This window comes from Thalassobaculum sp. (genome assembly GCF_040219615.1).
GTDB lineage: Bacteria > Pseudomonadota > Alphaproteobacteria > Thalassobaculales > Thalassobaculaceae > Thalassobaculum_A.
Genome location: NZ_JAVJSE010000013.1, coordinates 41,825 through 65,993, shown reverse-complemented (window position 1 = coordinate 65,993; position 24,169 = coordinate 41,825). Strand labels below are relative to the sequence as shown.

The window sequence follows — 24,169 nt, the reverse complement described above, 5'->3', positions numbered from 1 at the left end:
GGACGGGTGGCCGACAGGGGGATAGCGTGGACTGCGCGGGCGACGTCACGACCCGCCGCCACCGAGCAGCAGAACCGGGAGCAGGGGACATGACAGCACCCGCCGCGAACATGAGAATCAACGGCGAGCGCCTCTGGGACTCGCTGATGGAGATGGCGAAGATCGGCCCCGGCATCGCTGGCGGCAACAACCGCCAGACCCTGACCGACTTCGACGCCGAAGGCCGGGCGCTGTTCCAGCGCTGGTGCGAGGATGCCGGCATGACCATGGGGGTCGACCGGATGGGCACCATGTTCTTCCGGCGCGAGGGCACCGACCCGGACGCCCTGCCGGTCTATGTCGGCAGCCACCTGGACACCCAGCCGACCGGCGGCAAATACGACGGCGTGCTCGGCGTGCTGGGCGGCCTCGAGGTGGTCCGCACCCTGAACGACCTGGGGATCCGCACGAAGCACCCGATCGTGGTGGTCAACTGGACCAACGAGGAGGGCACCCGCTTCGCGCCGCCGATGGTCGCGTCCGGCGTGTTCGCCGGGGTCCACGCGCTGGACTGGGCCTATGCCATCAAGGACGCCGCCGGCAAGACTCTGGGCGGTGAGCTGGAGCGCATCGGCTGGGTCGGCGACGAGGAGGTCGGCGCCCGCAGGATGCACGCCTTCTTCGAGCTGCACATCGAGCAGGGCCCGATCCTGGAGGCCGAGGGCAAGGACATCGGCGTGGTCACCCACGGCCAGGGCCTTAAGTGGATCCAGGTCACCCTGACCGGCAAGGAGAGCCACACCGGCTCGACCCCGATGCCGATGCGGGTGAACGCCGGCCTCGGCATGGCCCGGGTCACCGAGCTGGTCGACGAGATCGCCTGGAGCCACCAGCCCAAGGCGGTCGGCGCCATCGGCCATGTCGAGGTCTACCCGAACTCCCGCAACATCATCCCGGGCCGCACGGTGTTCACCGTCGACTTCCGGTCGCCGGACAAGGCGATCCTGGACGACATGGACGCGCGGCTGCGCGAGGGTGCGAAGAAGATCGCCGACGAGATCGGCCTCGGCATCGAGATCGAGCAGGTCGGGCATTTCGACCCGGTCACCTTCGACGAGACCTGCGTCGGCACGGTCCGGGCCGCCGCCGAGCGGCTCGGCTACTCGCACCGGAACCTCATCTCCGGCGCCGGCCACGACGCCTGCTGGATCAACCGGGTGGCGCCGACCGCGATGATCATGTGCCCGTGCGTCGACGGGCTGTCGCACAACGAGGCCGAGGAGATCTCGCCGGAATGGGCGAAGGCGGGGACCGACGTGCTGTTCCACGCCGTGGTCGAGACCGCCGGGATCGTTTCTTAGGGCCGCAGGGGCGTGAGGAGGCAGGCATGAGCAAGGTGATCAAGGGCGGCACCATCGTCACCGCCGACCGCAGCTGGAAGGCCGACGTGCTGGTCGAGGGCGGCCGGATCGCCGCGATCGGCGCCGACCTGAAGGGCGACGAGGTGCTGGACGCCGCCGGCTGCTACGTGATGCCGGGCGGCATCGACCCGCACACCCATATGGAGATGCCCTTCATGGGCACCTACTCCGCCGACGACTTCGAGTCCGGCACCCGCGCCGGGCTGTCGGGCGGCACCACCATGGTGGTCGATTTCTGCCTGCCGGCCCCCGGCCAGTCGCTGCTGGAGGCCATGCAGGCCTGGGACAACAAGTCGTCCAAGGCCTGCGCCGACTACTCGTTCCACATGGCGATCACCTGGTGGGGCGAGCAGGTCTGGAAGGAGATGGCGACGGTGGTCGACCGCGGCATCACCACCTTCAAGCACTTCATGGCCTACAAGGGCGCGCTGATGATCGGCGACGACGAGATGTACTCGTCGTTCCAGCGCTGCGCCGACCTGGGCGCCATGCCGCTGGTGCATGCCGAGAACGGCGACGTGGTCGCCCACCTGCAGGCCAAGCTGATGGCCGAGGGCAACAACGGGCCGGAGGCGCACGCCTTCTCGCGGCCGCCCGAGGTCGAGGGCGAGGCCGCCAACCGCGCCATCATGATCGCCGACACGGCGGGCGTGCCGCTCTACATCGTCCACGTGTCCTGCGAGCAGGCCCACGAGGCGATCCGCCGGGCCCGCCAGAAGGGCATGCGGGTGTTCGGCGAGCCGCTGATCCAGCACCTGGTGCTGGACGAGAGCGAATACGCCCATCCGGACTGGGACCACGCCGCACGCCGGGTGATGTCGCCGCCGTTCCGCAGCAAGCTGCACCAGGACGGGCTGTGGGCCGGCCTGGCCGCCGGCAGCCTGCAGGTGGTGGCGACCGACCACTGCGCCTTCACCACCGAGCAGAAGCGCTATGGCGTCGGCGACTTCACCAAGATCCCGAACGGCACCGGCGGGCTGGAGGACCGGCTGCCGGTGCTGTGGACCCGCGGCGTGAACACCGGCCGGCTGACCATGAACGAGTTCGTGGCGGTGACCTCCACCAACATCGCCAAGATCCTGAACATGTACCCGCGCAAGGGCGCGATCGTGGAGGGCGCCGACGCCGACATCGTGGTGTGGGACCCGAAGCGCTCGAAGACGATCTCCCACAAGTCCCAGCAGTCGGTGATCGACTACAACGTGTTCGAGGGCATCGAGGTGACCGGCCTGCCGCGCTTCACCCTGACCCGGGGCGAGGTGGCGGTCGAGGAATCGACGGTCAAGGCGCGGCCGGGCCACGGCGAGTTCGTGAAGCGCGAGGCCAACCCGGCGCCGAACCGGGCGCTGTCGACGTGGAAGGAGATCACGGCACCCCGCAAGGTGGTCCGCGACCCGAAGAACATGCCGGCGGGGGTCTGATGCCTGGACTTCGGCGGCGATGAGCGGACCGATCGTCGAGGCCAAGGGTCTCGGGCTGACCTTCGAGACCAACGACGGTCCGGTCCATGCCCTGTCGGATGTCGACCTGCGGGTCGGCAAGGGCGACTTCGTGTCGTTCATCGGGCCGTCCGGCTGCGGCAAGACCACCTTCCTGCGGATCGTCGCCGACCTGGAGAAGCCGACCGCCGGCAGCATCCGGGTCAACGGGGTCAGCCCCGAGGAGGCGCGCCGGAAGCGGGCCTACGGCTACGTGTTCCAGGCGGCGGCGCTGTATCCCTGGCGGACCATCGAGAAGAACGTCGCCCTGCCGCTGGAGATCTCCGGCTTCTCGAAGGAGGAACAGCGCGAGCGGGTGGCGCGGACGCTGGAACTGGTGAACCTCACGGGCTTCGAGAAGAAGTACCCCTGGCAACTCTCGGGCGGCATGCAGCAGCGCGCCTCGATCGCCCGGGCGCTGGCCTTCGACGCCGACCTGCTGCTGATGGACGAGCCGTTCGGGGCGCTCGACGAGATCGTCCGCGATCACCTGAACGAGCAGTTGCTGGAGCTGTGGGCGCGGACCGAGAAGACCATCTGCTTCGTCACCCACTCGATCCCCGAGGCGGTCTATCTCTCGACCCGCATCGTGGTGATGTCGCCGCGGCCCGGTCGGGTGACCGACATCGTGGAGAGCACCCTGCCGCGCGAGCGCCCGCTCGACATCCGCGAGAGCCCGGAGTTCCTGGAAATCGCCCACCGGGTGCGCGAGGGCCTCAGGGCCGGGCATTCCTACGAGGACTGAGGGGGGCGCACGTCGGCCCGTGGGTTCCGGATCGGCCGCGCCGTGGCGCGTCCGTCCGGAATGACGGCAGGGGGGTGTTAGGTCGCTCCTCCTCTTTCGTCATTCCGGATCGGACCGCCGGAGGCGGGACGAAGCCGGAACCCACGAGGCGACGGGCGTCCTACCCCTGCGTCGGCCGGTGCGCCGCCAGGAACATGCGGGTCGCCTCGCGGGCGATGCGGTCGCGGTCGGCCTCGGTGTAGGGCGCCTCGCCGGTGAACAGCGTCGGCAGGAAGATCGGGCCCGCCACCATGCTCTGGAACATGCCGGCCGACAGCCGCGGGTCCGGAACCGACAGCGCCCCGGCCTCGTGCTGGCGGGCAAGGTACTCGGTGACTTCCTGGACCAGCTTGCCGGGGCCGATCGCCCAGAACCGCTGCCCCATCTCCGGGAAGCTCGCCGATTCCGCGGCGATCGTCCGGGTGACCGAGTGCATGCGCGGGTCCAGCACCTTGGACAGCAGGAACTTGGCGACCGAGCACAGATAGCGCTCGGGCGCGTCCGCCGGGTCGATTGCCTCGCGGTCGCCGACGCCGAACTGCGCGCACATCCCCTCCATGACCTCGACGAACAGCAGCTCCTTGCTGCGGAAATGGTTGTAGACCGTGCGCTTGGAGACGTTCGCCTCGGCCGCGATCGCGTCCATCGAGGTGATCTCGTAGCCCTGCTCCAGGAACAGCCGGCGGGCCGCCTCGACGATCTGGGCTTCCTTGGGCGACCGGGTTTCCGGTTCCGAATAGGGCGCGAATTCCGTGGCCATCGCCTCTTGACTCACTCGGGTACACTCACCAGTTTACAGAAACTACACCGTGTAGTTTACATGACTGCCCGTTCACCGGGACGAAAACATAGCACGGGCGAACCGTAGCGCAGGAGCAGGGGAATGGCACGGAACCCGGGGTGGCTGGACCGGCGCGTGGTGGGATACGCGGAGTGGCTGATAAAGTGGCGATGGATTGTCGTCATGGTGTCGGTGGTGGCCGCGCTGGCCGCCGGCGCCGGCGGGCAGTTCCTGGGGTTCTCCACCAACTACCGGGTGTTCTTCAGCCCGCAGAACCCGCAGCTCCAGGCCTTCGAGTCGCTGCAGCGCATCTATATCCGCGACGACAACATCTCGATCGTCATCCACCCGCACCAGGGCGACGTGTTCAACGCCGGCCTGCTGCGCGACGTGCGGGCGCTGACCGAGGCTGCCTGGACGATCCCCTACGCGACCCGGGTCGACAGCATCACCAACTTCCAGAACAGCACCGCCGAGGGCGACGACCTGGCGGTGCGGGACCTGGTGCCGCAGGACAGCCCCCTGGATGCCGCCGACCTGGTCCGCATCCGCTCGGCCGCGCTGGCCGAGCCGCTGATCCTCGACCGCCTGATCGCGCCGGATTCCCGCACCCTGTCGGTCAACGTCACGGTCACCCTGCCGCTGCAGTCGCAGACCGAGGTGCCGGAGGCGATGGCGAAGGCGCGCGCGCTGGCCGACGCCTTTCAGGCCGACCATCCCGAGGTCCGGGTCGCGCTCACCGGCTCGGTGGCGCTGAACAACGCGTTCTCGGAGTCCGCCGAGGGCGACATCGCGACCCTGGTGCCGCTGATGTACGGCGTGCTGCTGCTGGTCATGGGGGTGCTGCTGCGCTCGCTCGGCGGCACCTTCGCGACCCTGCTGGTGATCGGGCTGTCGGCGACGACCGCGATGGGGCTGGCCGGCTGGCTCGGCATCATGCTCACGCCGCCGTCGGTGACCGCGCCGACCATCATCCTGACCCTGGCGATCGCCGACTCGGTCCACATCCTGATCACCATGCTGCAGCAGATGCGGCGCGGCGTGGACAAGCGCACCGCCCTGGTCGAGAGCCTGAAGATCAACTTCGAGCCGGTGTTCCTGACCAGCCTGACCACGGTCATCGGCTTCCTCAGCCTGAACTTCTCCGACGCCCCGCCGTTCCGCGACCTGGGCAACATCACGGCGATCGGCGTGGTGGCGGCCTGGGTCTACTCGATCGCCTTCCTGCCGGCGCTGATGGCGATCCTGCCGATGCGGGTGAAGCAGCGGCCGGTCGGCTATTCGGGCGCCATGGACCGGCTGGCCGACTTCGTGGTCGGCCGGCGGCGCGCCGTGCTGGCGGTGATGCTGGTGGTGGTCGCCGGCCTGGTCAGCCAGGTCCCGCGGATCGAGCTGAACGACCAGTTCGTGAACTACTTCGACCGCTCGATCCCGTTCCGCCGGGACACCGACTTCGCGATGGAGCACCTGTCGGGCATCTACCAGGCGCAGTGGTCGCTCCCCGCCCCGGGCCCGGGCGGGATCGCCGATCCGGACTACCTCGCCCGGGTCCAGGACTTCGCCGCCTGGCTGCGGGCCCGCGACAGCGTGGTGCACGTCCAGACCATTACCGACATCTTCAACCGCCTGAACCGCAACATGCACGGCGACGACCCGGCCTGGTACCGGCTGCCGCGGGAGCGCGACCTGGCGGCCCAGTACCTGCTGCTGTTCGAGATGTCGCTGCCCTACGGCCTCGACCTGAACAACCAGATCAACGTCGACAAGTCGGCGACCCGGATCGTCGCCACCCTCGAGAACGTCACCACCAACGAGCTGCGGGCGCTGGACGACGCGGCGGCGGCCTGGCTGAGCGGCAACCTGCCATCGGCCGCCGGGACCACGGCGTCGGGCCCGTTCGTGATGTTCGCCTACATCGCCAAGCGCAACATCGAGGGCATGCTGACCGGCACCTTCGTGGCCTTCGTGCTGATCTCGGCCAGCCTGATGGTGGCCCTGCGCAGCGTCCGGCTCGGCCTGATCAGCCTGGTGCCGAACCTGGTGCCGGCGTTCATGGCCTTCGGGGTCTGGTCGCTGCTGGTCGGCCAGATCGGCCTCGCTTCCTCGGTGGTGACCGCCACCAGCCTCGGCATCATCGTCGACGCCACCGTGCACTTCCTCTCCAAGTACCAGCGGGCCCGCCGCACCGCCGGCGCCGACCCCGAGCAGGCCGTGCGCTACGCGTTCTCGACCGTCGGCACCGCGCTCTGGGTGACCACCGCCGTGCTGATCGCCGGCTTCGCGGTGCTGTCGTTGTCGAGCTTCGAGATCAACTCGTCGCTCGGCCAGCTGACCGCGATCACCCTGTTCATGGGCATCGTCGCCGACTTCCTGCTGCTGCCGACCCTGCTGCTCCTGCTGCCCGGCCGGCGCGGCAACCGGCGCGCCCTCGAACCCGTCAACCAAGCCGCGGAGTGACCGCCATGAACAACCTCACCGCCGCCGTCATCGCCGGGATCATCCTGTGCTTCTCGGCGATCCCGGTCGCCTCCGAGACCGCCGAGGAGAAGGGCCGCTGGATCGCCGAGCAGACCGACCGGCGCGACCTCGGCTGGGGCGACAGCGAGGCCCACCTCACCATGACCCTGCGCAACCGCGAGGGCCAGTCGAGCGTCCGCAGGCTCAGCCTCGCCTCGCTGGAGGTCGACGACCCGATGCTGGGCGACCGCAGCCTGACCCTGTTCGCCGAGCCGCGCGACATCGAGGGCACCGCCTTCCTGTCGCACACCCGGATCCACGATCCCGACGACCAGTGGCTGTACCTGCCGGCCCTCAAGCGGGTGAAGCGGATCTCGTCGCAGAACAAGTCCGGCCCGTTCGTCGGCTCGGAGTTCGCCTATGAGGACCTGGTGAGCCAGGAGGTCGAGCGCTACACGTACAAGTACCTGCGCGACGAGCCGTGTGGCGAGCGGACCTGCTACGTCACCGAGCGGTTCCCGGTGTACGAGCACTCCGGCTACACCAGGCAGGTGGTGTGGATCGACCATACCGACTTCCAGCCCCGCAAGATCGAGTTCTACGACCGCAAGGGCGACCTGCTGAAGACCCTCGACCTGCTGGAATACCGCCAATACCTCGGCAAGTACTGGCGGGCGCACAGGCTGGAGATGCAGAACCGGCAGACCGGCAAGTCGACCACCCTGAGCTTCTCGGACTACGCCTTCGGGCTCGGCCTCGGCGAGGGCGACTTCCAGAAGAGCCGGCTCGAGCGGCTGCGGTGAGCGTGGCGGCGGGTGGGTTCCGGCCCGGCCGCGCCGGGGGCGGCGCGTCCGTCCGGAATGACGACGGGAAGGGAGCCGCACCGCTTCCCCTCGCCTTTCGTCATTCCGGACGGGGCGGCCCGCGCCAGCGGACCGGATCGAGCCGGAACCCACCCAGCGACCTACGGTGTTCACACATTTCTCGGCGGCTGGTGGGTTCCGGAGCCGGACGCTCAGGCGTCCCCTCCGGAATGACGGAAGTTTGGTGGAATTCGGCCGATTTCACCGCGAGATCCCACCCCCCTGTCGTCATCCCGGAGAGGCTGCGCGAGCAGCCGGCTCCGGGAACCACGAAGTGACGGGCGTCACGAACTGCATGAAACCGCACGCCATTTCGAGATGTCTGAACACCGTAGACGCGGCGACGAGCGCCGGCAGCGGCGAGGCCGGAGCGGCGGGTGGGTTCCGGCTCTTCGCGACTTCGTCGCTGCGGCCGGAATGACGACAAAGGGGGGGAAGCCCGGCCGACGCCGCGGGCGGGCGCGGAAAGCCGGCCCTTCGGGTCGCGTCAGGAAGCCATGCCGGAATACATTCTCACGCTCTGAGTTCGACTTTGGCCAGAATTGGCAGCGAGGCTACCACTGCCGTGCGGCAGTTGAGCCATGCCGTGAGAATTCCTTGCTGTCCCGGTCGTTCATCATCCCCCCCTTTGTCGTCATCCCGGACGCCCGCGCGCCGGCGCGGGCGAGCCGGAACCCACGCGGCGACGAGCGCCGGCGGCGGCGAGGCCGGAGCGGCGGGTGGGTTCCGGCTCTTCGCGACTTCGTCGCTGCGGCCGGAATGACGACAAAGCGGGGAAGCCCGGCCCCTGCCGGCGCGGCGAGCGCCCCGCCAATTTTGGCCAAAGTCGAGCTGAGCGATCCCGGCGTCAGTCGCCCTCGAACGGGGTCCGGTGGCGGCCGCGCATGACGATGTCCCAGACCAGGCCGTCGGCCGTGGCCTCCGCGATCGCGGCCGGCCGCTGGTCGGGCGGGATCACCATGTGGATCGGGTCCTGCGCGTTCAGCGGGTCGCCCGGGAAATACATCTGGGTGACCAGGCGCGGCCCGCCGCCGAGGATCGAGAAATGGATGTGCGGCGGCCGCCACCAGCCGATGTCGGCGCGCGCCAGATAGGCGGCCGGCCGGATGGTCCGCAGCCGGTAGCGCCCGTCGGCGTCGGTCATCAGCCGGCCGAAGCCGTGGAAGTCGGGGTCGAGCGGCGCGTCGGGATTGGCGTCGTCGACATGGGCGTAGCGCCCGGCGGCATTGCAGTTCCAGATCTCCACCACGGCGCCGCCGACCGGGCGCCCGTCGCCGTCGACGATCCGGCCCGACACCTCGATCACCTCGCCCTGCGCCGTCGGCCGGCCGGGCGCGATCCGCGACAGGTCGAGCAGCGCCGGCCCCGGCCATTCCGGGCGCGGCGGCTGGGCGGCGTAGCCGTCGCGGGCGGCCGGCGGGATCGCGCGCAGCGGCTTGGCCGGGGTGCGCGCCTCGCTCTCGCGGTCCTGGGTCACGACGTCCAGGGTACGGGTCGGCGTCATCGCGCTCACTCCTGCCAGTCGTCGAAGAACGGGGTCTCGGCGTCGCCGCGCAGCACGATGTCCAGCCGGTAGGCGGTGCTGCCGTCGGCGTCCTCGGCCGGAGAGCGCCGGGCGACCAGCCGGCCGCGGTCGGGTTCCTCCAGGCTGGCCAGCAGCGGGTCGGCCGGGTTCGCCGGCTCGTCGTCGAAATAGGCGAAGGTGACCAGCCGGTCGATGCCGGAGCCGAAGATCGTCAGCCGCAGGTGCGGCGCCCGCATGGCGTTGCCGGAGACGGCAGGGTGCGCGCCCGGCTTGATCGTGGCGATCCGGAAGCCGCCGTCGGCGTCGGTGCGGACCCGCGCGAAGCCGTCGAAGGCCGGATCCAGGGGGGCGTCGCCCTGGTGGTCCGAATGGTCGTCGTCCGGGTGGCGATAGCGGCCGTGGGCGTTGGCCTGCCAGCTCTCGACGATCATGTTGCGGATGCCGGCGCCCTGGCAGTCGAGGATCCGGCCGGTCAGCGCCACCGGCACCCCGTCGGCACGGTGGCCGGTGCCGGGGGCGGGCAGGGCCTGCCACTGCGAGCCGTCGGTGAACCGGAACGGGAAGAACGGGCCGATCGTGGCTTCCGGGGTGAAGGTCGGCTTGTTGGACGCGGTCACGGGGCCTCCGGGGTCATCATGCTTGGGCGGGGGAGCCTGTCCCCGGCCGGCCCTTCGTGGCCCCTCGCTGGCGCGAGCGGCACCTCAGGGCGACGGGGGAGGGGGCGGCAGGGGCGTCGCCCGGTCGTGTCCCCCCTTTCCTCTCGTCATTCCGGACGGATGCGCCGCCCCGGCGCAGTCGATCCGGAACCCACGGGGCGACGGGCACCGGCGGCGGTAGCCGGTTGCGGCGGCGGGTGGGTTCCGGAGCCGGACGCTCGCGCGTCCCCTCCGGAATGACGAAATTGGGGAGGATCCGGTCGGCTTTCCCTCCCGGCGCCAACCCTCGCTTCGTCATCCCGGAGGGGCTGCGTGAGCAGCCGGCTCCGGGATCCACGACGTGACGGGCATTGCCAAATGCCTCAAGCAGATGGTGTTTTCGCGATGTGTGAACACCGTAGGTCGCACCGTGGGTTCCGGATCGGCTGCGCCGGGGCGGCGCATCCGTCCGGAATGACGAGATAGGGGGGAGGCGCTGGAACACGGTTCCGCCGTTGTCCGGAGACGCATGCCGCGAGGCGCGCACCGTCAGCCTCCCGGCACGCCGGCGATCGCGTCCCGCAGCAGGCCGATGATGGCGCGCCGGGTCTCGACCGTGAGGGTGGCGTAGTGCGGCTGCAGCACCACGTTGTCGAACGTCAGGAACGCCGGGTCGAAGGCCGGCTCGGACGCGAACACGTCGAGGCCGGCGCCGGCGATCGTGCCGTTCCCGAGGGCGGCGATCAGCGCCGGCTCGTCGACCACCGAGCCGCGGGCGATGTTGATCAGGATACCGGTCGGCCCGAGGGCCGCCAGCACGCGGGCGTCGACCAGCTTCTCGGTCGCCGGGCCGCCGGGGCAGGTCATGACCAGGAAGTCGACCCGGGCCGCCAGGTCGGCGACATCGGCCACGTACTCGTAGGGCGCGTCCGGCTTGGCGCGCGGGCCGGTGTACAGCACCGTCATCTCCAGGCCGGTCGCCTTGCGCGCCAGTCGCGATCCGATCTGGCCGAGGCCGACGATGCCGACGGTCTTGCCGGCGACCCGGTGCGACAGGGCCATCCGCTCGCTCGCCCAGCGGCCGTCGCGCACGAACCGGTCGGCGCGCACCACGTTGCGGGCGGTCGCGTAGATCAGGGCGATGCCGAAATCGGCGGTGTCCTCGGTGACCACGTCGGGGGTGTTCGCCACCGCGATCCCGCGCGCCGCGGCGGCGGCCAGGTCGATCCGGTCGAGGCCGGCCCCCTGGCAGGCGATCAGCTTCAGGTCGGGCAGCGCGTCCATCAGCGCCGCGTCGGCGCCGGCCATGCTGGTGGTCAGGGCCACGCGGATGCCGGGGACCGGCGGCCAGCCGCCGTCATCCCCCCGCCGGTGGTCGCGCAGCTCCCAGTCGGCGGCCAGCGCGTCGCGCAGGTCCCTGGGAACCGGGGTGACGACCAGGACCGTGCCCTTGCTCATGACTGTCCTCCGCTTGCGGCGGCTTCGCGGGCGGCCCGCAGCTGTTCCAGGATGCCCGGCATGGCGTTCTCGGCGCCCGCCTGCAGGTCGTCGTAGAGGCTGTTGCCGTGGGCGTCGATCGCCACCGTCAGCGGCCCCAGCTGCTCGACCCGCAGCTTCACGATGCGGTAGTGCGAGATCATGTCGTTCCAGCTCACCGACACCACCTCGCGGATCGCCTCGGACAGCACCGTGCAGCCGCCGCCGAGGAACGACAGGTAGACGCAGCCGACCTCCTTCATGGCGTCGGCGCAGGCCCGGTCGAGCCCGCCCTTGCCGCCGACCGCGCGCAGCCCGAAGGTCCGGATCAGGGTCGGCATGTAGGGGTTGAAGCGGGTGCTGGTGGTCGGGTTCAGGTACAGCACGTCGAACGCGCCGTCGGCCTCGGTGTTGTAGCTGCCGAGGTGGAAGAACCCGGCACCGGTCAGGTCGGTCGGCGGCGCCTCGCCGGTCTCCAGGCAGCGCATCAGGCGCTGGTGGGTCGGCAGCCCGGCGGTCATGACGATCTCGCCGTCGATGCGGATCATCTCGCCGGCCCGCAGCGACCGGATGTCGGCCTCGGTCGGCGGGAAGGTGATGGTCCTGGTCATGCCCATCGCGCGCGCCTCACTCGTACAGCTCGACCGAGCCGTCGGCGGCGATCCGCGCGCCCATCCGGCGGTTGATCCAGCAGTTGAAGCAGACCGCCACCGGCACGAAGCCGTGGCTGGCGGCGTAGTTCACGTGGACCGCCAGCGCCGTGGTGTCGCCGCCGGTGCCCATCGGCCCGAAGCCGGTGGCGTTGACCGCCGCCGTCAGCCGCTCCTCCATGGCCTGCAGGATCGGCTCGGGGTTGGTCGAGCCGAGCGTGCGCAGGGTCGCCTCCTTGGCCATCTTGGCGGCGTAGTCGAAGGTGCCGCCGATGCCGATGCCGATGATCACCGGCGGGCAGTGCTGCGAGCCGGCCTTCATCACGCAGTCCATGACGTAGGTCTCGATGGTCTCCAGGCTCGGGAAGCTGAAGATCTCCAGCGCCGCCCAGCGCCCGGAGCCGAGCGCCTTGGGCGAGCACAGGATGTCGATGTGGTCGGCGCCGGCGATCACGTCGAAGGTGGTGATCGGCATCTCCTTGCCCTGGTAGCCGCGCTCCAGGGTCAGGGGGTTGGTGACGTGCTTGAGGATCGGCGGCCGGATGGTCGCCACCATGTCGTCGAAGCCGTCGGAGATCGCCTGCCTGATGTCGAAGCCGAGCCGCGCGTTGGTGCCGAGCTTCACGAAGAACACCGGCACCCCGGAGTCCGAGCACAACAGGTGGTCCTTCTGCTCGGCGGCCCGGGCGCTGTTCAGCATCAGCTTCAGGGTGTCGCGCGAGACCGCCTTGGTCTCGGCCTCGAGCGCCCGCTGCAGGGCGGCCTTGGTGTCCTCCGGAACCTTCTTCAGCGCCGCCTCGTGGATCCGGCGGACGACCGATCGGACCAGGTCGTAGGTGATGGTCATGGGCGCGTTCCTGCGATCGATCGCGAATGCCGCCCGTCGTTCCGTGGGTTCCGGAGCCGGACGCTGCCGCGTCCTCTCCGGAATGACGTCTGAAAATGGATCGTCATTCCGGACGGACGCGCCGCCCTCGGCGCGGTCGAGCCGGAACCCACCGGGCGACGGGGGCTCATGCCGGCACTCCCGGGATGCCGCTGAGCGACGGCACCAGCGGCTCGCCGTCGGGATGGATCGCGGCGGCGAGGCCGTCGGGCAGCGGGATGCGGTGGGCGTTCAGGGTCATCGCGACCATGGTGTAGTAGCCGGTCAGGGCGGTCAGCTCGACCACGCCGCGCTCGCCCCAGCGGCTGCGGACGGCGTCGTAGGCCGGGTCGCCGACCCGGCCGGACAGCTGCAGCTCGCGCACGAAGACGTAGACCTCGGCCTCGTCCGGGTCGCTGAACCGCGGCGGGCGGCCGTCCAGGATCGCCTCGACGATCGCCGGGGCGACGCCGGCCGCCAGTGCCGCCTCGGCGTGCACCACCCATTCCAGCTCGGCGTTCCAGCGCCGCGCCGTCACCAGGATCGCCAGCTCGCCGAGCCGCTTCGGCAGGGTCAGCCGGTAGCGCAGGACCTCGCCCAGGCGCTGCCAGCGGTCGGCCAGCTCCGGGCTGTGCAGGGCGGCGCGCAGCGGCCCGATCACGGCGCCGCGCGGCCCGCTGACCACCGTGTCGTAGACCGCGCGCTGCTCGGGCGTCATCGAGTCCGGGTCGGGAAGCGGGATGCGGGCCTCGGCCATGGGCTCAGTCTCCGGTGCGGTCGAGGCCGAGTTCGGCGAGCACTTCGGCGGTGTGCTCGCCGAGCAGCGGCGGCGGGGTCTCGAAGGCCAGCGGGGCGTTGCCGAAGCGCATCGGGCTGACCACCTGCGGCACCTTGCCGGCCAGCGGGTGCGGCAGCTCGCGCAGCATCCCGCGATGCCGGACCTGCGGGTCCTCGAACACCCGCGGGACCGTGTTGATCGGCCCGCACGGCACCGCCTTCTCGCCGAACGCGGCGATCCAGTGGTCCAGGCTTTCGGTCGCGAGGCGCTCGACGATCAGCGGGTGCAGCACGTCGAGGTTGCGCACCCGCTCGACATTGGTGGCGTAGCGCGGGTCGTCGGCCAGCTCGGGCCGGCCGATCGCCTCGGCGAAGCGGCGGAACTGCTCGTCGTTGCCGACCGCCAGCGCGATGTGGCCGTCGGCGACCGCGAACACGTCCTGCGGCTGGATGTTGGGATGCTTGTTGCCCTTGCGGGTCGGGGTCGCGCCCGACACCAGGTAGTTCATCGCCTGGTTCGACAGCGCGGCGACCGAGACGTCGAGCATGGCGACGTCGATGTGCTCGCCCTCGCCGGTCTCGGCCCGGCGCGCCAGGGCGGCCAGCGAGGCGATGGTGGCGTACATGCCGGTCAGGATGTCGACGATCGGCACCCCGACCTTCTGCGGCCCGCCGCCGGGGGCGTCGTCGCGCTCGCCGGTGACGCTCATCAGCCCGCCCATGGCCTGGATCATGAAGTCGTAGGCGACCTGGTCGCGCTTCGGCCCGGTCTCGCCGAAGCCGGTGATCGAGCAGTAGATCAGCCGCGGGTTCACCGCCTTCAGGTCGTCCCGGCCGAGGCCGTAGCGCGCCAGGGTGCCGACCTTGAAGTTCTCCAGCAGGATGTCCGAGCGCGCCGCCAGCGCCTTCACCACCGCCTGGTCGGCCGGGCTCGCCAGGTCGAGCTCGACCGAGCGCTTGCCGCGGTTGACCGACAGGTAGTAGCCGGGCTCGCTGGTGTCGTTGCCGTCCTTGTCCTTCAGGAACGGCGGGCCCCATTTGCGGGTGTCGTCGCCGACCCCCTTGCGCTCGACCTTGATCACGTCGGCGCCCAGGTCGGCGAGGATCTGGCCCGCCCAGGGGCCGGCCATGATGCGGCTGAGGTCGAGCACCCGGATGTGCGAGAGCGGCCCGGCCACGGTCAGGCCCCCCCGAACGTAAAAGGCGACCGCGAGTCGTCGCCGGCAGGCGCACCGCTGTCGTCGCGCACCGCGGTCGCCGCCACCGACGGCCGGGCCTGGATCCCGGCGTACCATGCGGCGAGCCCGGGATGCGCCGCCTGCCAACCGCTGCCGGCGTAGCGGAAGTCCATCTGGCCGAGCGCGCAGGCCGTCGCCGCCTGGCCGATGCCGAAGGGCTCGGCGGACAGCGCCGCCGCCTCGGCCTCCAGCGCCGCGAAGCAGGCCCGCACCTTGGTCTCGAAGGCCGCCGCGATCACCGGGTCGGGCCCGGCGGCGCGCATCCGCTCGTTGCGCCACAGCAGCAGGATGTCGGTCAGGCCGTCCGCGAGGGCCTGCCGGCGCAACTGGCGGAACCGCGCCGCCGGCTCGGCCGGGAACAGCCGGGGGCCGTCGTGCAGGCCGTCCAGGTACTCGCAGATCACCCGCGAGTCGAACAGCGTCGTGCCGTCGTCCAGCACCAGTGCCGGGATCTTGCCGAGCGGGTTGTCGGCCAGCACCGCCGGGTTCGGCGGGGCGGCGAACGCCACCGCCGAGCGCACGCATTCCACCCGGCCGGCCTGCCCGGTCTCGTGCAGGACGATCATCACCTTGCGCACGAACGGCGAACGCGGGGACCAGTGCAGTTTCACGGACGGCGTTCCTTCCCTCGCTCCTTCGCAATCCCAGGCTAGTCCCGGTGCTTTCGAAGTGTCAATAAACCATATCTATGACCTATTGATCGAGGAAGCCGGCCAGGGCCTGGTTGAAGGCCGCCGGCTGCTCGACGTTCGGGATGTGCCCGGCGTCGGCGATCTCGACCAGCGCCGCGCCGGGGATCTTCTCGCGCATGGCGGCCATGGTGGCGGGCAGGGCGCCGTCGCGCGCCCCGACCACCAGCAGGACCGGGACCCGCAGCGTCGGCAGCACCGCGGCGTAGTCGAAGCCCTGCAGGGCGGTGGCGCAGGCGACCAGCCCCTCGGCCGGGGTGGCGGCGACCATCGCCCGCACCTTGTCGGCCCGGCCGGACGCCACGAAGCCCGGGGCGAACCAGCGCGCCACCGTGGCCTCGGCGAACGCCGCCATGCCGTCGGCCCGGACCTGGCGGATCCGCTCGGCCCATTGTTCGGCGCCGCCGGGGGCGGTGGCGGCCTGGCCGTCGCACAGCACCAGCCGCTCGACCCGTTCGGGATGGCGCGCCGCCAGGTCGAGCCCGGTCGGCACCCCCATGGACAGGCCGACGAAGCCGCAGCGCGCGATCCCGAACCGGTCGAGCAGCGCCGCCACGTCGCCGCCGAGCCGGGCGAAGTCGCAGGGCCCCGCCGGGACCGTGGTGCCGCCGTGGCCGCGCTGGTCGTAGCGCAGGATCCGGAACCGCCCGGCCAGCGCCGCCACCTGCCCGTCCCACACCGTCAGGTCGGTGCCGAGCGAGTTGCTGAACACCAGCCAGGGCGCGGCGTCGTCGCCGTCGAGGCGGCAGCGGAAGCGCAGCCCGTCGATCTCGACCGTGTGGAAATCAGGCATCGATCACCCTCCTTCTTTCGTCATTCCGCCCGGTGGGTTCCGGCTCGGCCGCGCCGGGGCGGCGCGTCCGTCCGGAATGACGACAAAGGGGGAAGGGACCGGCCGCGCCGCGGCGGACCACGAAGGGCCGCACACCTCCCACCCCCGTCGTCATTCCGGAGCGGTACGCCGGCGGCGGAACGCATCCGGAACCCACCCGCCGCACGGCGCGTGCCGCGGCGCGCTCCCGTCGCTCCGTGGGTTCCGGCTCGGCCGCGCCGGGGCGGCGCGTCCGGCCGGAATGACGACGGGGGGGCGGGGGCCACGAAGGGGTCACCGCAGCTTGACGTCGAACCGCACGACGTCGCCGCGGTAGATGCCCTCGGCGATCAGCACCGCGGTGCCGTCGGCGTCGACCGCGCGCCGGTGCACGAAGGCGACCGGGGCGTTCAGCGGCATCGCCAGGGCCTCGGCGGTCTCCATGTCGGCGGTGCCGATGGTCAGGGTCTGGCGGGCCTCGGCGATGGTCAGGCCGGGGATGTCGTGGATCAGCCGCAGCGCGGTCTTGCTCTCGACGTCGGCGCGGCCGATGCGGTCGCGCAGCCGCTCGTCGATGTAGACGTCGGTCAGCAGGAACGGCGCGTCGTGCCGCCAGTGCCGGCGGTGCAGGTGGCGGTAGGAAGGCGCCAGCGCGCCGATCTGGTAGGCGATGCGCTCCAGCCGGATTTCGGCCTCGTCCGACAGGATCTCGATGCGGGCGCTGTGGCTGGGCCGCAGCATGCCCGACCAGTCGGTGGCGACTTCGCACCACAGCGCCTCCTGCGGGCGGCGCCGCACGAAGGTGCCCTTGGCGCGGTAGCGCTCGATCAGCTTCTCGTCCTCCAGGATGTCGAGGGCCTGGCGGATGGTGGCGCGCGCCACCCCGCATTCGGCGGCCAGCGCGTCGACCGTCGGGATCTGGCTGCCGAGCGGCCACTGGCCGGAGTCGATGCGCCGCCGGAACAGGGTCGCCAGCTGGATGTAGCGGGCGATCGCGCTGCGGCTGAAGTCGACCGGCTTCCTGGGCGAAGCCGGCGCCGGCATGGCGGCTGTGCCCGTCATCGGCCCCTTCATCGGCCCTTGAACACCGGCGGGCGCTTCTCGACCACCGCGCGGGTCGCCTCGCGGGCGTCCTCGGTGGCCATCAGCCGGGTGCTGTACTGCTGCTCGCGGGCATAGCCGTCCTCGACCGGCATGAACTCGATCTCGTTCAGCGCCTGCTTGCCGTAGCGCAGGCCGAGCGGCGCCTTGTCGGCGATCACCGCGGCGAGGCGCCCGGCGGCGGCGGCCAGCTGGTCCGCCGGCACCACCTCGTCGACCAGGCCGATGCGGAACGCCTCGGCGGCGTCGATCGGCCGGCCGGTGAAGAACATCCGGCGCAGCGCGCCCTGCGGCACCAGCCGGCCGATATGGGCGCCGCCGCCGCAGCGCCCGACGTTGATCTCCGGCAGGCCGAAGGTCGCGTTGTCGGCGGCGATCCGGATGTCGCAGACCGACGCCAGCACGCAGCCCGCGCCCAGCGCCGGGCCGTTGACCGCGGCGATCACCGGCACCGCGGCGTTGCGCACCGCCGAGAAGCAGCGCCGCACCACCGCACCGCGCTTCGGGTCGTCCTCGACCGTGGCGGCCATGAACTCCTTGAGGTCGAGCCCGGCGCAGAACGCCCGGCTGCCGGCGCCGGACAGCACGATCACGTTGACGTCGTCCCAGCCCGAAGAGCTCTCGAACAGCTCGGCGATGTCGGCGTAGAGCTGCAGGGTCAGGGCGTTGACCGGCGGCCGGTCCAGGGTGACGCGGGCGATCCGGTCGGACTTTTCGACGGTCAGGGACATGCGGGGCTCCGGTTGGCGGGGCGGGCGGTGATGGGCAGTTTCAGCGATAAGGCTAGATGTATGAGCTTTTGCTGTCGAGCGGGAACGGTGCCGAACACGCGTCTCGTCTTCGGCAAGGCTCGTGTGGACCAGCAGGGTGTCCTGCAACTCGACAGAAGATCGCGGGCTGAGCTTGCGTAGCCGGTCGAACAGCAAGAACAGCTGGTCCGGCCGGTGTCGACCCTGAGCGGTCACCCGGACGCTGGAGGCAATTGCCAAGTCGCTGACGGGCACGCATCAGCCGCCCCCCGCCGCGGTCGGCTCAAATGGCACGTGTCGTCGGTAAAGAAACTGCTGGATCAGGCGCGGGAGATGGGGCTGGTAGGAGAGCGGTGGTAAGCGCTCATGCACCGCCGCGACAAACCGCTGCAAGGGCGCCCATCGGAAGCCCGAGTAGCGAGGCGCCGGTTTCGGACTAGACTGGCAACCACGTCGTCTCCGGCCGGCGGACATTCAACGTTCGACAAGCTCCGGTTGTCGCACCACTCTGCTTCTTGTCGCGGCAACCGGAGGCTGAGATGGCGACACCGAACGATCGGCGGGTCTTTCTTGAGGGGGATCTGGGCGAGAACGGCGGCCAGGTCGCATTCGAAACCGTGAAGGATTTTGTCGACTGGGCAACGAGGGAGGGGGAGTTCTGGGCGTTCCTTGTCGAACGGCACCAGAGTCTCCCGAGGAACACACTGGCTCGCACCATCGCTGACCATATCAGCCAGATTACGGTGCACGGCGAGAAACTGGTCAATACAGGAACAGACGATCCCGACGCCGTTCGCCGCCTGAACGAGAGCTTCGAGGCCTACCGCGCGAAGAAAACCCTGCACTCCAGCAACGCGGCAGCCGCACGTGTGAAGCTGATCTACGAGAAGCTCGGTCTGGAGGCCGCGCTGGGGGCGCTGGAGACGATCAAGTCCAGCGACTTTCAACCTGAAAACCGCGGAGCCATGTCCGGAGCGGTGGCATATGTGCACCTGTCACAGTTCGGTGAACCCACGATGGGGAGTCCTGAAATTGCCGCTCTACAAGCTTCGATCGCCGAAATCCGCGAGCAAACCTCCAGCTTGGTGCAAGGCCTTCGTGATGACCAGAGGGCGGTTCAGGCGGCTCACGACGCCATGGTGGCCGACGGCCGAAGGCTCGGTCACCATGCCCTTCAGGTGTGGCGCCGCTTCCGGCGGCGAATGAACCAGCGAGCAGGCCAAGCCCTGGCGTCGCTCGAGGCCACGGACCAGGCTTATTCCGAGCAGATGCAGTTGCAGGCGCCAGTCGACTACTGGACTGACAAGAAGGCCGACCACACCAGAAAGGCGAGCACGTTGCGCTGGGTGTTGCTGGGCTATACGGCAGTGTCGATTGGCGTGATCGGTTTCTTTGCGCGCGACCTGCCCGAGCTGGCCCCGCAGTACAAGGGAGAGACCCTTGTGTTCGCGGGCGCCGCAGCTGCAGCGCTGCTCACGATTGCCTTCTGGGGCGGTCGTATTCTGGTGCGCCTCTATCTCAGCGAGCTTCATCTCGCCGGTGATGCCTGGGAACGGGCAACCATGGCCAAGACTTATCTAGCGCTAACCAAGGAGGGTAACGCGGGCGAAGCGGATCGGCCGATCGTCCTTGGCGCGCTGTTCCGTCAGGGCACTGACGGCGTCGTCAAGGAGGACAACGTACCGGACACATCGCTGATCGCTATGCTCGCCCGGGTCCTCGACAAGCGCTAGGCGACCAGTCCTCCCGGTAGCGTGGAATTATAGACCCTTCATTCGTGTTAGTGGGGCCTTGTCGAGGGCGCCTACCTCTCGGTACTTCCCGATCCGGCAGGAGTGGTCTTCGTTTCCGCCCTTCGGCTTGTGCGGCTTCGACGGGGTCTTCAACATGACCCGAAGGACCTCGTCGCGCTAACGCTCGTCAGGAATCTTTGTGCTGTCGTCGCTCTTGGGGGCGTCATGACTGAACCCGTTGATCCTTACGACCAGATCATCATGGCCGTAGGCGAGGTGTGCTTCTGGTGGTCAAGCCTCGAACACCTCATCCACGACATCGTTCTGCACCTAGCAGTGGCCTTGGATCCCGCATTTGACAAGGAGAGCCCGCGCAACATTCTCCACCTGACCCTCGCCAGCCTCGATATCCGCGGCAAGATTGTTACCGCGAAGGCACTGGCTCACCAGATCGACGAGATCGACTCTCCGGGGTTCTATGACCGCGTCGAGGAACTGCTGAACTACGTCGACAACGAGCTTCGGCCGGAGCGCAATCGGTACGTACACGACAACTGGTCGATCGCTGGTTCTGCGGCGATGCGGATGCGCCTAGCGCCAAAGATCACCCGGCCACAAGCACGCCAACGGGATCTCACCATGTGGTCAGGACGGCGCTATCCGTCCATCACGGCTGCCTTGGCGTTCGTCAAAAACCTCCAGCTTGCGGATGGCGACTTGGTTCAACTCGACAACCACATTGCGTGGATGGTGTCGCAGAGAGACCTGCAACCAGGATCGCCTCAACCACTTCTGCCGGAATGGCAAAGCTTAGCTCATCGTGACTGGCGCGAGCCAAGTAAGCGTTGACCCCAGCCTTGACTATCTCGTCCATGACCACGCCGCCGCCCGTATTCCCCTGATCCTTCTTGTCGTGTCGCATGTTGCTACGTCAGATATACAATTGCCCGGCCGAGAGCCCTGAGTTTTGAATGACCGCCACCCTCCCTGCAGTGCCGGCCCGCCATTCGGCTGGCGGCGACCCTGCAGGGCCGGATGACCCGTACTCCGGCCGCTACCGCAAGTGGTTGCCTGCCATTGTGCGCAAGTACCCAACTTGGCGGCACTTCGCTGCAGCCGCATCTACTCCAAGTCGCCTTGAACCGCGTACGGGGCCACGACTCCGCTTCAGAAGCGCGCAATGCTAGAGTATCCTTTCGGCTGGATCCGACCCTGACGAGCTCGAAAGGTGGAGCTGAGGAAGTGGCTTAGAATGAAGAAGTTTTGGCGCTTTGTCGCTATTCGGGAAAATAGAGAAATTCTCGGCTGGATTGCCACAGGGGTGGCGACTTTGACGGGTGCCATTTGGACAGCGTTCGTCTATTTCGAGGGGGGACAAGAGACACCTCGTCGGCACATTGATCTCACAGCGATTGTGAACGGATGCATTGAAGGCCCAATTCATCCCGATGCCTCGACAATCACACAACGTATCCGCAAAGCTCTTGCCGATGAGATGATGGTCATTGCCTGGAAGGGCGGTGTGGCAAGTGAAAATGTTCAACATGGCACACCGGTGTTCGCGATCTCTGACATAATTTCAGACGGTGATGCGGTAATGTTAAAATATAAATGGCAAAACGGTATACTTTCTCTTAAGCCGGTATTGCCTCGGTATGGCTCCGTGCGAGTTGGCGTTCATTTGGTTGGGGGCTGGCTGCAGGATCAAGGCTTCGGATGTCTAGAATTGAATTACGATTCGTCAAATCGAACGGCTGAAGGCTGGTGGGCGGCGGCTGACAGGCTGGATGAAAAATCGAGTATATTCTTAGCTCCACGCTCACTCGCGATTGGGGTGGGTGGTGATACTGACACTGTAAAGATTCGGCCGCTCTACTTTGAGCTTGGTACTGCTAAATTACTTCCGGAATCACTTGAGCGGCTACGTGAATATGCCAAGATAATCAACACACTGTCCGCCAAAACGGTACTTATTGAAGGTCACGCCTCTGAAGTTCGACCGGCAATTAATTTTCCATTAAGTTCCAACCGAGCAAAAGTTGTAGAGCGCGCATTGGCGGATCTCGGTGTAGACCCAGGTGAGATCACTATCAGGGCATACGGTGGGGAGAATCCGGTAGAAGGAAGAACACCAGATAGTGCTTACAATGATCGTGTTGAAATCCGAATAGAGGATCGCGTCGAGTAAGCTGAACGGTTATTTGGAATTGTCATTTGCATCTTGTGAGTATAAATATCTGTTTGCGTGAAATTCGATTGCCGAACTGTCTGTCGCGCCTGTGGGGCACAGTTGCATGTGTCCGCTTCCCACCCATTCGAGCGGTTCAAGCAGTGTCGTCGATGATCTGCGGTGACCCCCTGGCCCCGGGCCCGCCCGCGCCGCCGGCACCGTCACCCGTCCCCACCCTCCTCCAGCAGCGCCTCCGCGCACTCCCCGGCGACCGCCGCGAATACCGCGACTTCCGCCACCCGCCGCAGGTCGAAGCCGCGCGCCTGGGCGTCGCGGAGCGCCGCCGTCGTCGCGTCCCGCAGCCGGTCGCCGCGGGGGCCGAACAGCACCGCCAGATGCGCCTCGGCCAGGCCGGCGGCGGCCAGCGCGGCGGCCAGCCGGTCGCGCTCGTCGGCGTGCCGGCGGGCCAGCCCGTCCAACCGGGCGAGCAGCCGGTCGCGCGCCTGCGCGATGCCCGCGCCCGCGCCGCCCGGGCCGTCGCCGTCCGGGTCGTCGCCGTCGCCGTCCGGGCCGCCGCGCGGCTCGCCGCGGGGGTGCCGCGCCGTCGCCTGCAGCACGGTGGCGAACGCCCTGGTGTCGCCCTTCAGCGCCTTGTCGATCTGGCTGGCGACCATCGCCGCGGCCTTCGGCACCCGCCGGGTGCGGCCGCCCTCGGTCACGGTCACCGGGCGCCGCAGCTCGGCCTCCAGCAGCGAGGCGAGGTTGCGCACGCCCTTCGGCCGGCCCTTCGGGTTGCCGGACCGGCCCGGCCGGAACCGGTGCTGCCGGGGCGGCTGGGCATAGCCGGCGGGCGGGTCGGGGGGCGCGTCGGGGGCAGGGATGTCGGGGGCAGGGATGTCGGGGGGATGCTCGGTCATGGAAGCGGCCTCGGTCGGGGTTGCGGTCGGGGTTTCGGGTGGGAAGGAGGCTCGCGCCCGTCGCGCCGTGGGTCCCGGAGCCGCCCGCTCGCGCGGACTCTCCGGGATGACGAGGAATGGGGGAATGCGCGGATCCCGCCGAGGTCATCACCCCCCTCTTCGTCATCCCGGAGGGCCCCGGACTTGATCCGGGGCGGCTCCGGGACCCACCGGCCGCCGCGACCGCCCCCGCCGCCCCCGTCATCCGCCGCCCGGTTGGCCGCCGGGTTGGCCGCGGCGGCGCGGCGCGGCGTCGGCCAGGTAGTGCCGCAGCAGGGCGGCCATGACCGACAGCTCGACCACATAGTGGCCGGGGAAGCCGAAGGCGCGCTCGCGCAGGGTCGCGGCCAGTCGCTCGCCGCCCGGCACGAGCAGCGGCTCCAGGACCGACCCAGGCGCAAGATCCGGGAACACCTCGGTGGTCTCGACCCGGTTGAGCACCAGGTAGATCTCGGTGTCGGCGAGCGGCAGGCCGGCTTCGGGGTAGGACGGCGAGCCGGGGCGATCCTCGGCCAGGATGCGCTGGCGCGGCGCGGCGGGGCTGGCCTCCAGCTGCCGCCAGGCCTGCGCCAGCTCGGGGCGCAGGTGGCGCAGCAGGTCGACGATCTCGCGCTGCTTGAAGCCGGCGTTCAGCAGCAGCAGGCCGAGCGCCAGGCAGAACGCGTCGAAGGCGGCGAACCGGGCCTCGTGGCCGCGCCCCGGCGGCGCCGCCGCGGCGAAGGCCGAAGCGGGGGCGGCCTCGGGCGGGGCGGCGCGGTCGAGGTCGAGCAGCCGCTTGACGCGGGTGCGGAACACCGCCTGCGGCCGCCGGCCGGCGCGGTCCCGGCTCAGGAACCGCCAGACCGCCTCCTCGACCTGGTTGCGCTTGAACGCCATCGCGGCACCGTGTATGAAACCTCGAAAAAGGTTCTAATCGCTCGGGCGGCGGAATGCAAGCCCGGCGCCCGGGGCGGGACCGCGACTGGACAGCCGGACCGGCCGCACCGGCGCGGATTTTCCCTGTTGTTTCCCTGTTACCGGGCGGCACTGAA

At 69.3% G+C, this 24,169-nt stretch carries 22 protein-coding genes; 8 read left to right on the top strand and 14 right to left on the bottom strand.

All coding sequences use genetic code 11. The features are described 5' to 3' along the window. Positions 1-89 precede the first annotated feature (89 nt). From RIC31_RS07915 to RIC31_RS07905, 3 genes are read left to right on the top strand one after another with little or no spacing between them, the layout of a single operon-like run. Complete coding sequence (locus RIC31_RS07915) at positions 90-1,340, top strand: Zn-dependent hydrolase (RefSeq protein ID WP_350104910.1); 1,251 nt, start codon at positions 90-92, stop codon at positions 1,338-1,340. A 26-nt stretch (positions 1,341-1,366) separates the two neighbouring features. After that, positions 1,367-2,821 (top strand): dihydropyrimidinase, encoded by a 1,455-nt coding sequence (gene hydA / locus RIC31_RS07910; RefSeq protein WP_350104908.1) that lies wholly within the window; start codon positions 1,367-1,369, stop codon positions 2,819-2,821. A 19-nt stretch (positions 2,822-2,840) separates the two neighbouring features. After that, positions 2,841-3,623: an ABC transporter ATP-binding protein gene (locus RIC31_RS07905; protein ID WP_350104905.1), complete on the top strand. Its 783-nt coding sequence runs from the start codon at positions 2,841-2,843 to the stop codon at positions 3,621-3,623. A 160-nt stretch (positions 3,624-3,783) separates the two neighbouring features. On the opposite strand, the gene RIC31_RS07900 is transcribed toward RIC31_RS07905, so the two are convergent. Further along, the gene (locus tag RIC31_RS07900; RefSeq protein ID WP_350104903.1) at positions 3,784-4,422 is read right to left on the bottom strand and encodes a TetR/AcrR family transcriptional regulator; all 639 of its coding nucleotides are present in this window, start codon (positions 4,420-4,422) and stop codon (positions 3,784-3,786) included. A 123-nt stretch (positions 4,423-4,545) separates the two neighbouring features. On the opposite strand from RIC31_RS07900, the gene RIC31_RS07895 reads away from it, so the two are divergent. Beyond that, positions 4,546-6,900 carry an efflux RND transporter permease subunit gene (locus tag RIC31_RS07895; protein WP_350104901.1) on the top strand — a complete coding sequence of 785 codons (2,355 nt, stop codon included), beginning with the start codon at positions 4,546-4,548 and terminating at the stop codon, positions 6,898-6,900. A 5-nt stretch (positions 6,901-6,905) separates the two neighbouring features. Beyond that, positions 6,906-7,703: an outer membrane lipoprotein-sorting protein gene (locus tag RIC31_RS07890; RefSeq protein ID WP_350104899.1), complete on the top strand. Its 798-nt coding sequence runs from the start codon at positions 6,906-6,908 to the stop codon at positions 7,701-7,703. A 907-nt stretch (positions 7,704-8,610) separates the two neighbouring features. On the opposite strand, the gene RIC31_RS07885 is transcribed toward RIC31_RS07890, so the two are convergent. From RIC31_RS07885 to RIC31_RS07835, 11 genes are all read right to left on the bottom strand, one after another. Then, entirely contained in the window at positions 8,611-9,267 is a 657-nt protein-coding gene (locus RIC31_RS07885) for a dioxygenase family protein (protein ID WP_350104897.1), read from the bottom strand. 5 nt (positions 9,268-9,272) lie between these two features. Further along, a complete protein-coding gene (gene pcaG, locus RIC31_RS07880; protein ID WP_350104895.1) occupies positions 9,273-9,905 on the bottom strand; it encodes a protocatechuate 3,4-dioxygenase subunit alpha in 633 nt (210 codons plus the stop codon). Between the two features lie 567 nt (positions 9,906-10,472). Further along, a complete protein-coding gene (locus tag RIC31_RS07875; RefSeq protein ID WP_350104892.1) occupies positions 10,473-11,381 on the bottom strand; it encodes a 2-hydroxyacid dehydrogenase in 909 nt (302 codons plus the stop codon). Then, positions 11,378-12,010, bottom strand: a complete 633-nt coding sequence (locus tag RIC31_RS07870) for a fumarate hydratase C-terminal domain-containing protein (protein ID WP_350104890.1) — start codon at positions 12,008-12,010, stop codon at positions 11,378-11,380. The genes RIC31_RS07875 and RIC31_RS07870 overlap by 4 nt, the downstream gene beginning before the upstream one ends. 16 nt (positions 12,011-12,026) lie before the next feature. Continuing rightward, on the bottom strand, positions 12,027-12,896 hold the full coding sequence (locus RIC31_RS07865) for a fumarate hydratase (RefSeq protein WP_350104888.1): 870 nt from the start codon (positions 12,894-12,896) through the stop codon (positions 12,027-12,029). Between the two features lie 166 nt (positions 12,897-13,062). Continuing rightward, positions 13,063-13,671 (bottom strand): carboxymuconolactone decarboxylase family protein, encoded by a 609-nt coding sequence (locus RIC31_RS07860; protein ID WP_350104886.1) that lies wholly within the window; start codon positions 13,669-13,671, stop codon positions 13,063-13,065. A gap of 4 nt (positions 13,672-13,675) precedes the next feature. Next, positions 13,676-14,869, bottom strand: coding sequence for a CaiB/BaiF CoA transferase family protein (locus RIC31_RS07855; protein WP_350104884.1), 1,194 nt, complete (start codon positions 14,867-14,869; stop codon positions 13,676-13,678). 2 nt (positions 14,870-14,871) lie between these two features. Beyond that, on the bottom strand, positions 14,872-15,540 hold the full coding sequence (locus RIC31_RS07850; protein ID WP_350104882.1) for a glutathione S-transferase family protein: 669 nt from the start codon (positions 15,538-15,540) through the stop codon (positions 14,872-14,874). Positions 15,541-15,622: 82 nt separating this feature from the next. Next, positions 15,623-16,411 (bottom strand): 3-oxoadipate enol-lactonase, encoded by a 789-nt coding sequence (gene pcaD / locus RIC31_RS07845; protein ID WP_350104880.1) that lies wholly within the window; start codon positions 16,409-16,411, stop codon positions 15,623-15,625. Between the two features lie 312 nt (positions 16,412-16,723). Next, on the bottom strand, positions 16,724-17,491 hold the full coding sequence (locus RIC31_RS07840; RefSeq protein WP_350104878.1) for a GntR family transcriptional regulator: 768 nt from the start codon (positions 17,489-17,491) through the stop codon (positions 16,724-16,726). 8 nt (positions 17,492-17,499) lie between these two features. Further along, positions 17,500-18,261, bottom strand: a complete 762-nt coding sequence (locus RIC31_RS07835; RefSeq protein WP_350104876.1) for an enoyl-CoA hydratase-related protein — start codon at positions 18,259-18,261, stop codon at positions 17,500-17,502. A 557-nt stretch (positions 18,262-18,818) separates the two neighbouring features. On the opposite strand from RIC31_RS07835, the gene RIC31_RS07830 reads away from it, so the two are divergent. The 3 genes from RIC31_RS07830 (at position 18,819) to RIC31_RS07820 (ending at position 22,200) form a co-directional block, all read left to right on the top strand. After that, positions 18,819-20,012 (top strand): DUF6161 domain-containing protein, encoded by a 1,194-nt coding sequence (locus RIC31_RS07830; protein WP_350104873.1) that lies wholly within the window; start codon positions 18,819-18,821, stop codon positions 20,010-20,012. A 225-nt stretch (positions 20,013-20,237) separates the two neighbouring features. Then, entirely contained in the window at positions 20,238-20,861 is a 624-nt protein-coding gene (locus RIC31_RS07825; RefSeq protein ID WP_350104871.1) for a hypothetical protein, read from the top strand. Positions 20,862-21,264: 403 nt separating this feature from the next. Beyond that, entirely contained in the window at positions 21,265-22,200 is a 936-nt protein-coding gene (locus RIC31_RS07820; RefSeq protein ID WP_350104869.1) for an OmpA family protein, read from the top strand. A 203-nt stretch (positions 22,201-22,403) separates the two neighbouring features. Here the strand turns inward: RIC31_RS07820 and RIC31_RS07815 are convergent, their stop codons facing one another. Both RIC31_RS07815 and RIC31_RS07810 read right to left on the bottom strand, forming a co-directional pair. After that, positions 22,404-23,099, bottom strand: coding sequence for a DUF5681 domain-containing protein (locus tag RIC31_RS07815; protein WP_350104867.1), 696 nt, complete (start codon positions 23,097-23,099; stop codon positions 22,404-22,406). 240 nt (positions 23,100-23,339) lie between these two features. Beyond that, on the bottom strand, positions 23,340-24,014 hold the full coding sequence (locus RIC31_RS07810) for a hypothetical protein (protein ID WP_350104865.1): 675 nt from the start codon (positions 24,012-24,014) through the stop codon (positions 23,340-23,342). Between the last annotated feature and the right edge of the window lie 155 nt (positions 24,015-24,169).

Bases quoted from the DNA above. Each gene is read 5' to 3' on its own strand.
- RIC31_RS07915 (WP_350104910.1), top strand. From the start codon at position 90: ATGACAGCACCCGCCGCGAACATGAGAATCAACGGCGAGCGCCTCTGG.
- hydA (WP_350104908.1), top strand. From the start codon at position 1,367: ATGAGCAAGGTGATCAAGGGCGGCACCATCGTCACCGCCGACCGCAGC.
- RIC31_RS07905 (WP_350104905.1), top strand. From the start codon at position 2,841: ATGAGCGGACCGATCGTCGAGGCCAAGGGTCTCGGGCTGACCTTCGAG.
- RIC31_RS07900 (WP_350104903.1), bottom strand. From the start codon at position 4,422: ATGGCCACGGAATTCGCGCCCTATTCGGAACCGGAAACCCGGTCGCCC.
- RIC31_RS07895 (WP_350104901.1), top strand. From the start codon at position 4,546: ATGGCACGGAACCCGGGGTGGCTGGACCGGCGCGTGGTGGGATACGCG.
- RIC31_RS07890 (WP_350104899.1), top strand. From the start codon at position 6,906: ATGAACAACCTCACCGCCGCCGTCATCGCCGGGATCATCCTGTGCTTC.
- RIC31_RS07885 (WP_350104897.1), bottom strand. From the start codon at position 9,267: ATGACGCCGACCCGTACCCTGGACGTCGTGACCCAGGACCGCGAGAGC.
- RIC31_RS07875 (WP_350104892.1), bottom strand. From the start codon at position 11,381: ATGAGCAAGGGCACGGTCCTGGTCGTCACCCCGGTTCCCAGGGACCTG.
- RIC31_RS07870 (WP_350104890.1), bottom strand. From the start codon at position 12,010: ATGACCAGGACCATCACCTTCCCGCCGACCGAGGCCGACATCCGGTCG.
- RIC31_RS07865 (WP_350104888.1), bottom strand. From the start codon at position 12,896: ATGACCATCACCTACGACCTGGTCCGATCGGTCGTCCGCCGGATCCAC.
- RIC31_RS07860 (WP_350104886.1), bottom strand. From the start codon at position 13,671: ATGGCCGAGGCCCGCATCCCGCTTCCCGACCCGGACTCGATGACGCCC.
- pcaD (WP_350104880.1), bottom strand. From the start codon at position 16,411: ATGCCTGATTTCCACACGGTCGAGATCGACGGGCTGCGCTTCCGCTGC.
- RIC31_RS07840 (WP_350104878.1), bottom strand. From the start codon at position 17,491: ATGACGGGCACAGCCGCCATGCCGGCGCCGGCTTCGCCCAGGAAGCCG.
- RIC31_RS07835 (WP_350104876.1), bottom strand. From the start codon at position 18,261: ATGTCCCTGACCGTCGAAAAGTCCGACCGGATCGCCCGCGTCACCCTG.
- RIC31_RS07830 (WP_350104873.1), top strand. From the start codon at position 18,819: ATGGCGACACCGAACGATCGGCGGGTCTTTCTTGAGGGGGATCTGGGC.
- RIC31_RS07825 (WP_350104871.1), top strand. From the start codon at position 20,238: ATGACTGAACCCGTTGATCCTTACGACCAGATCATCATGGCCGTAGGC.
- RIC31_RS07820 (WP_350104869.1), top strand. From the start codon at position 21,265: ATGAAGAAGTTTTGGCGCTTTGTCGCTATTCGGGAAAATAGAGAAATT.
- RIC31_RS07815 (WP_350104867.1), bottom strand. From the start codon at position 23,099: ATGACCGAGCATCCCCCCGACATCCCTGCCCCCGACATCCCTGCCCCC.
- RIC31_RS07810 (WP_350104865.1), bottom strand. From the start codon at position 24,014: ATGGCGTTCAAGCGCAACCAGGTCGAGGAGGCGGTCTGGCGGTTCCTG.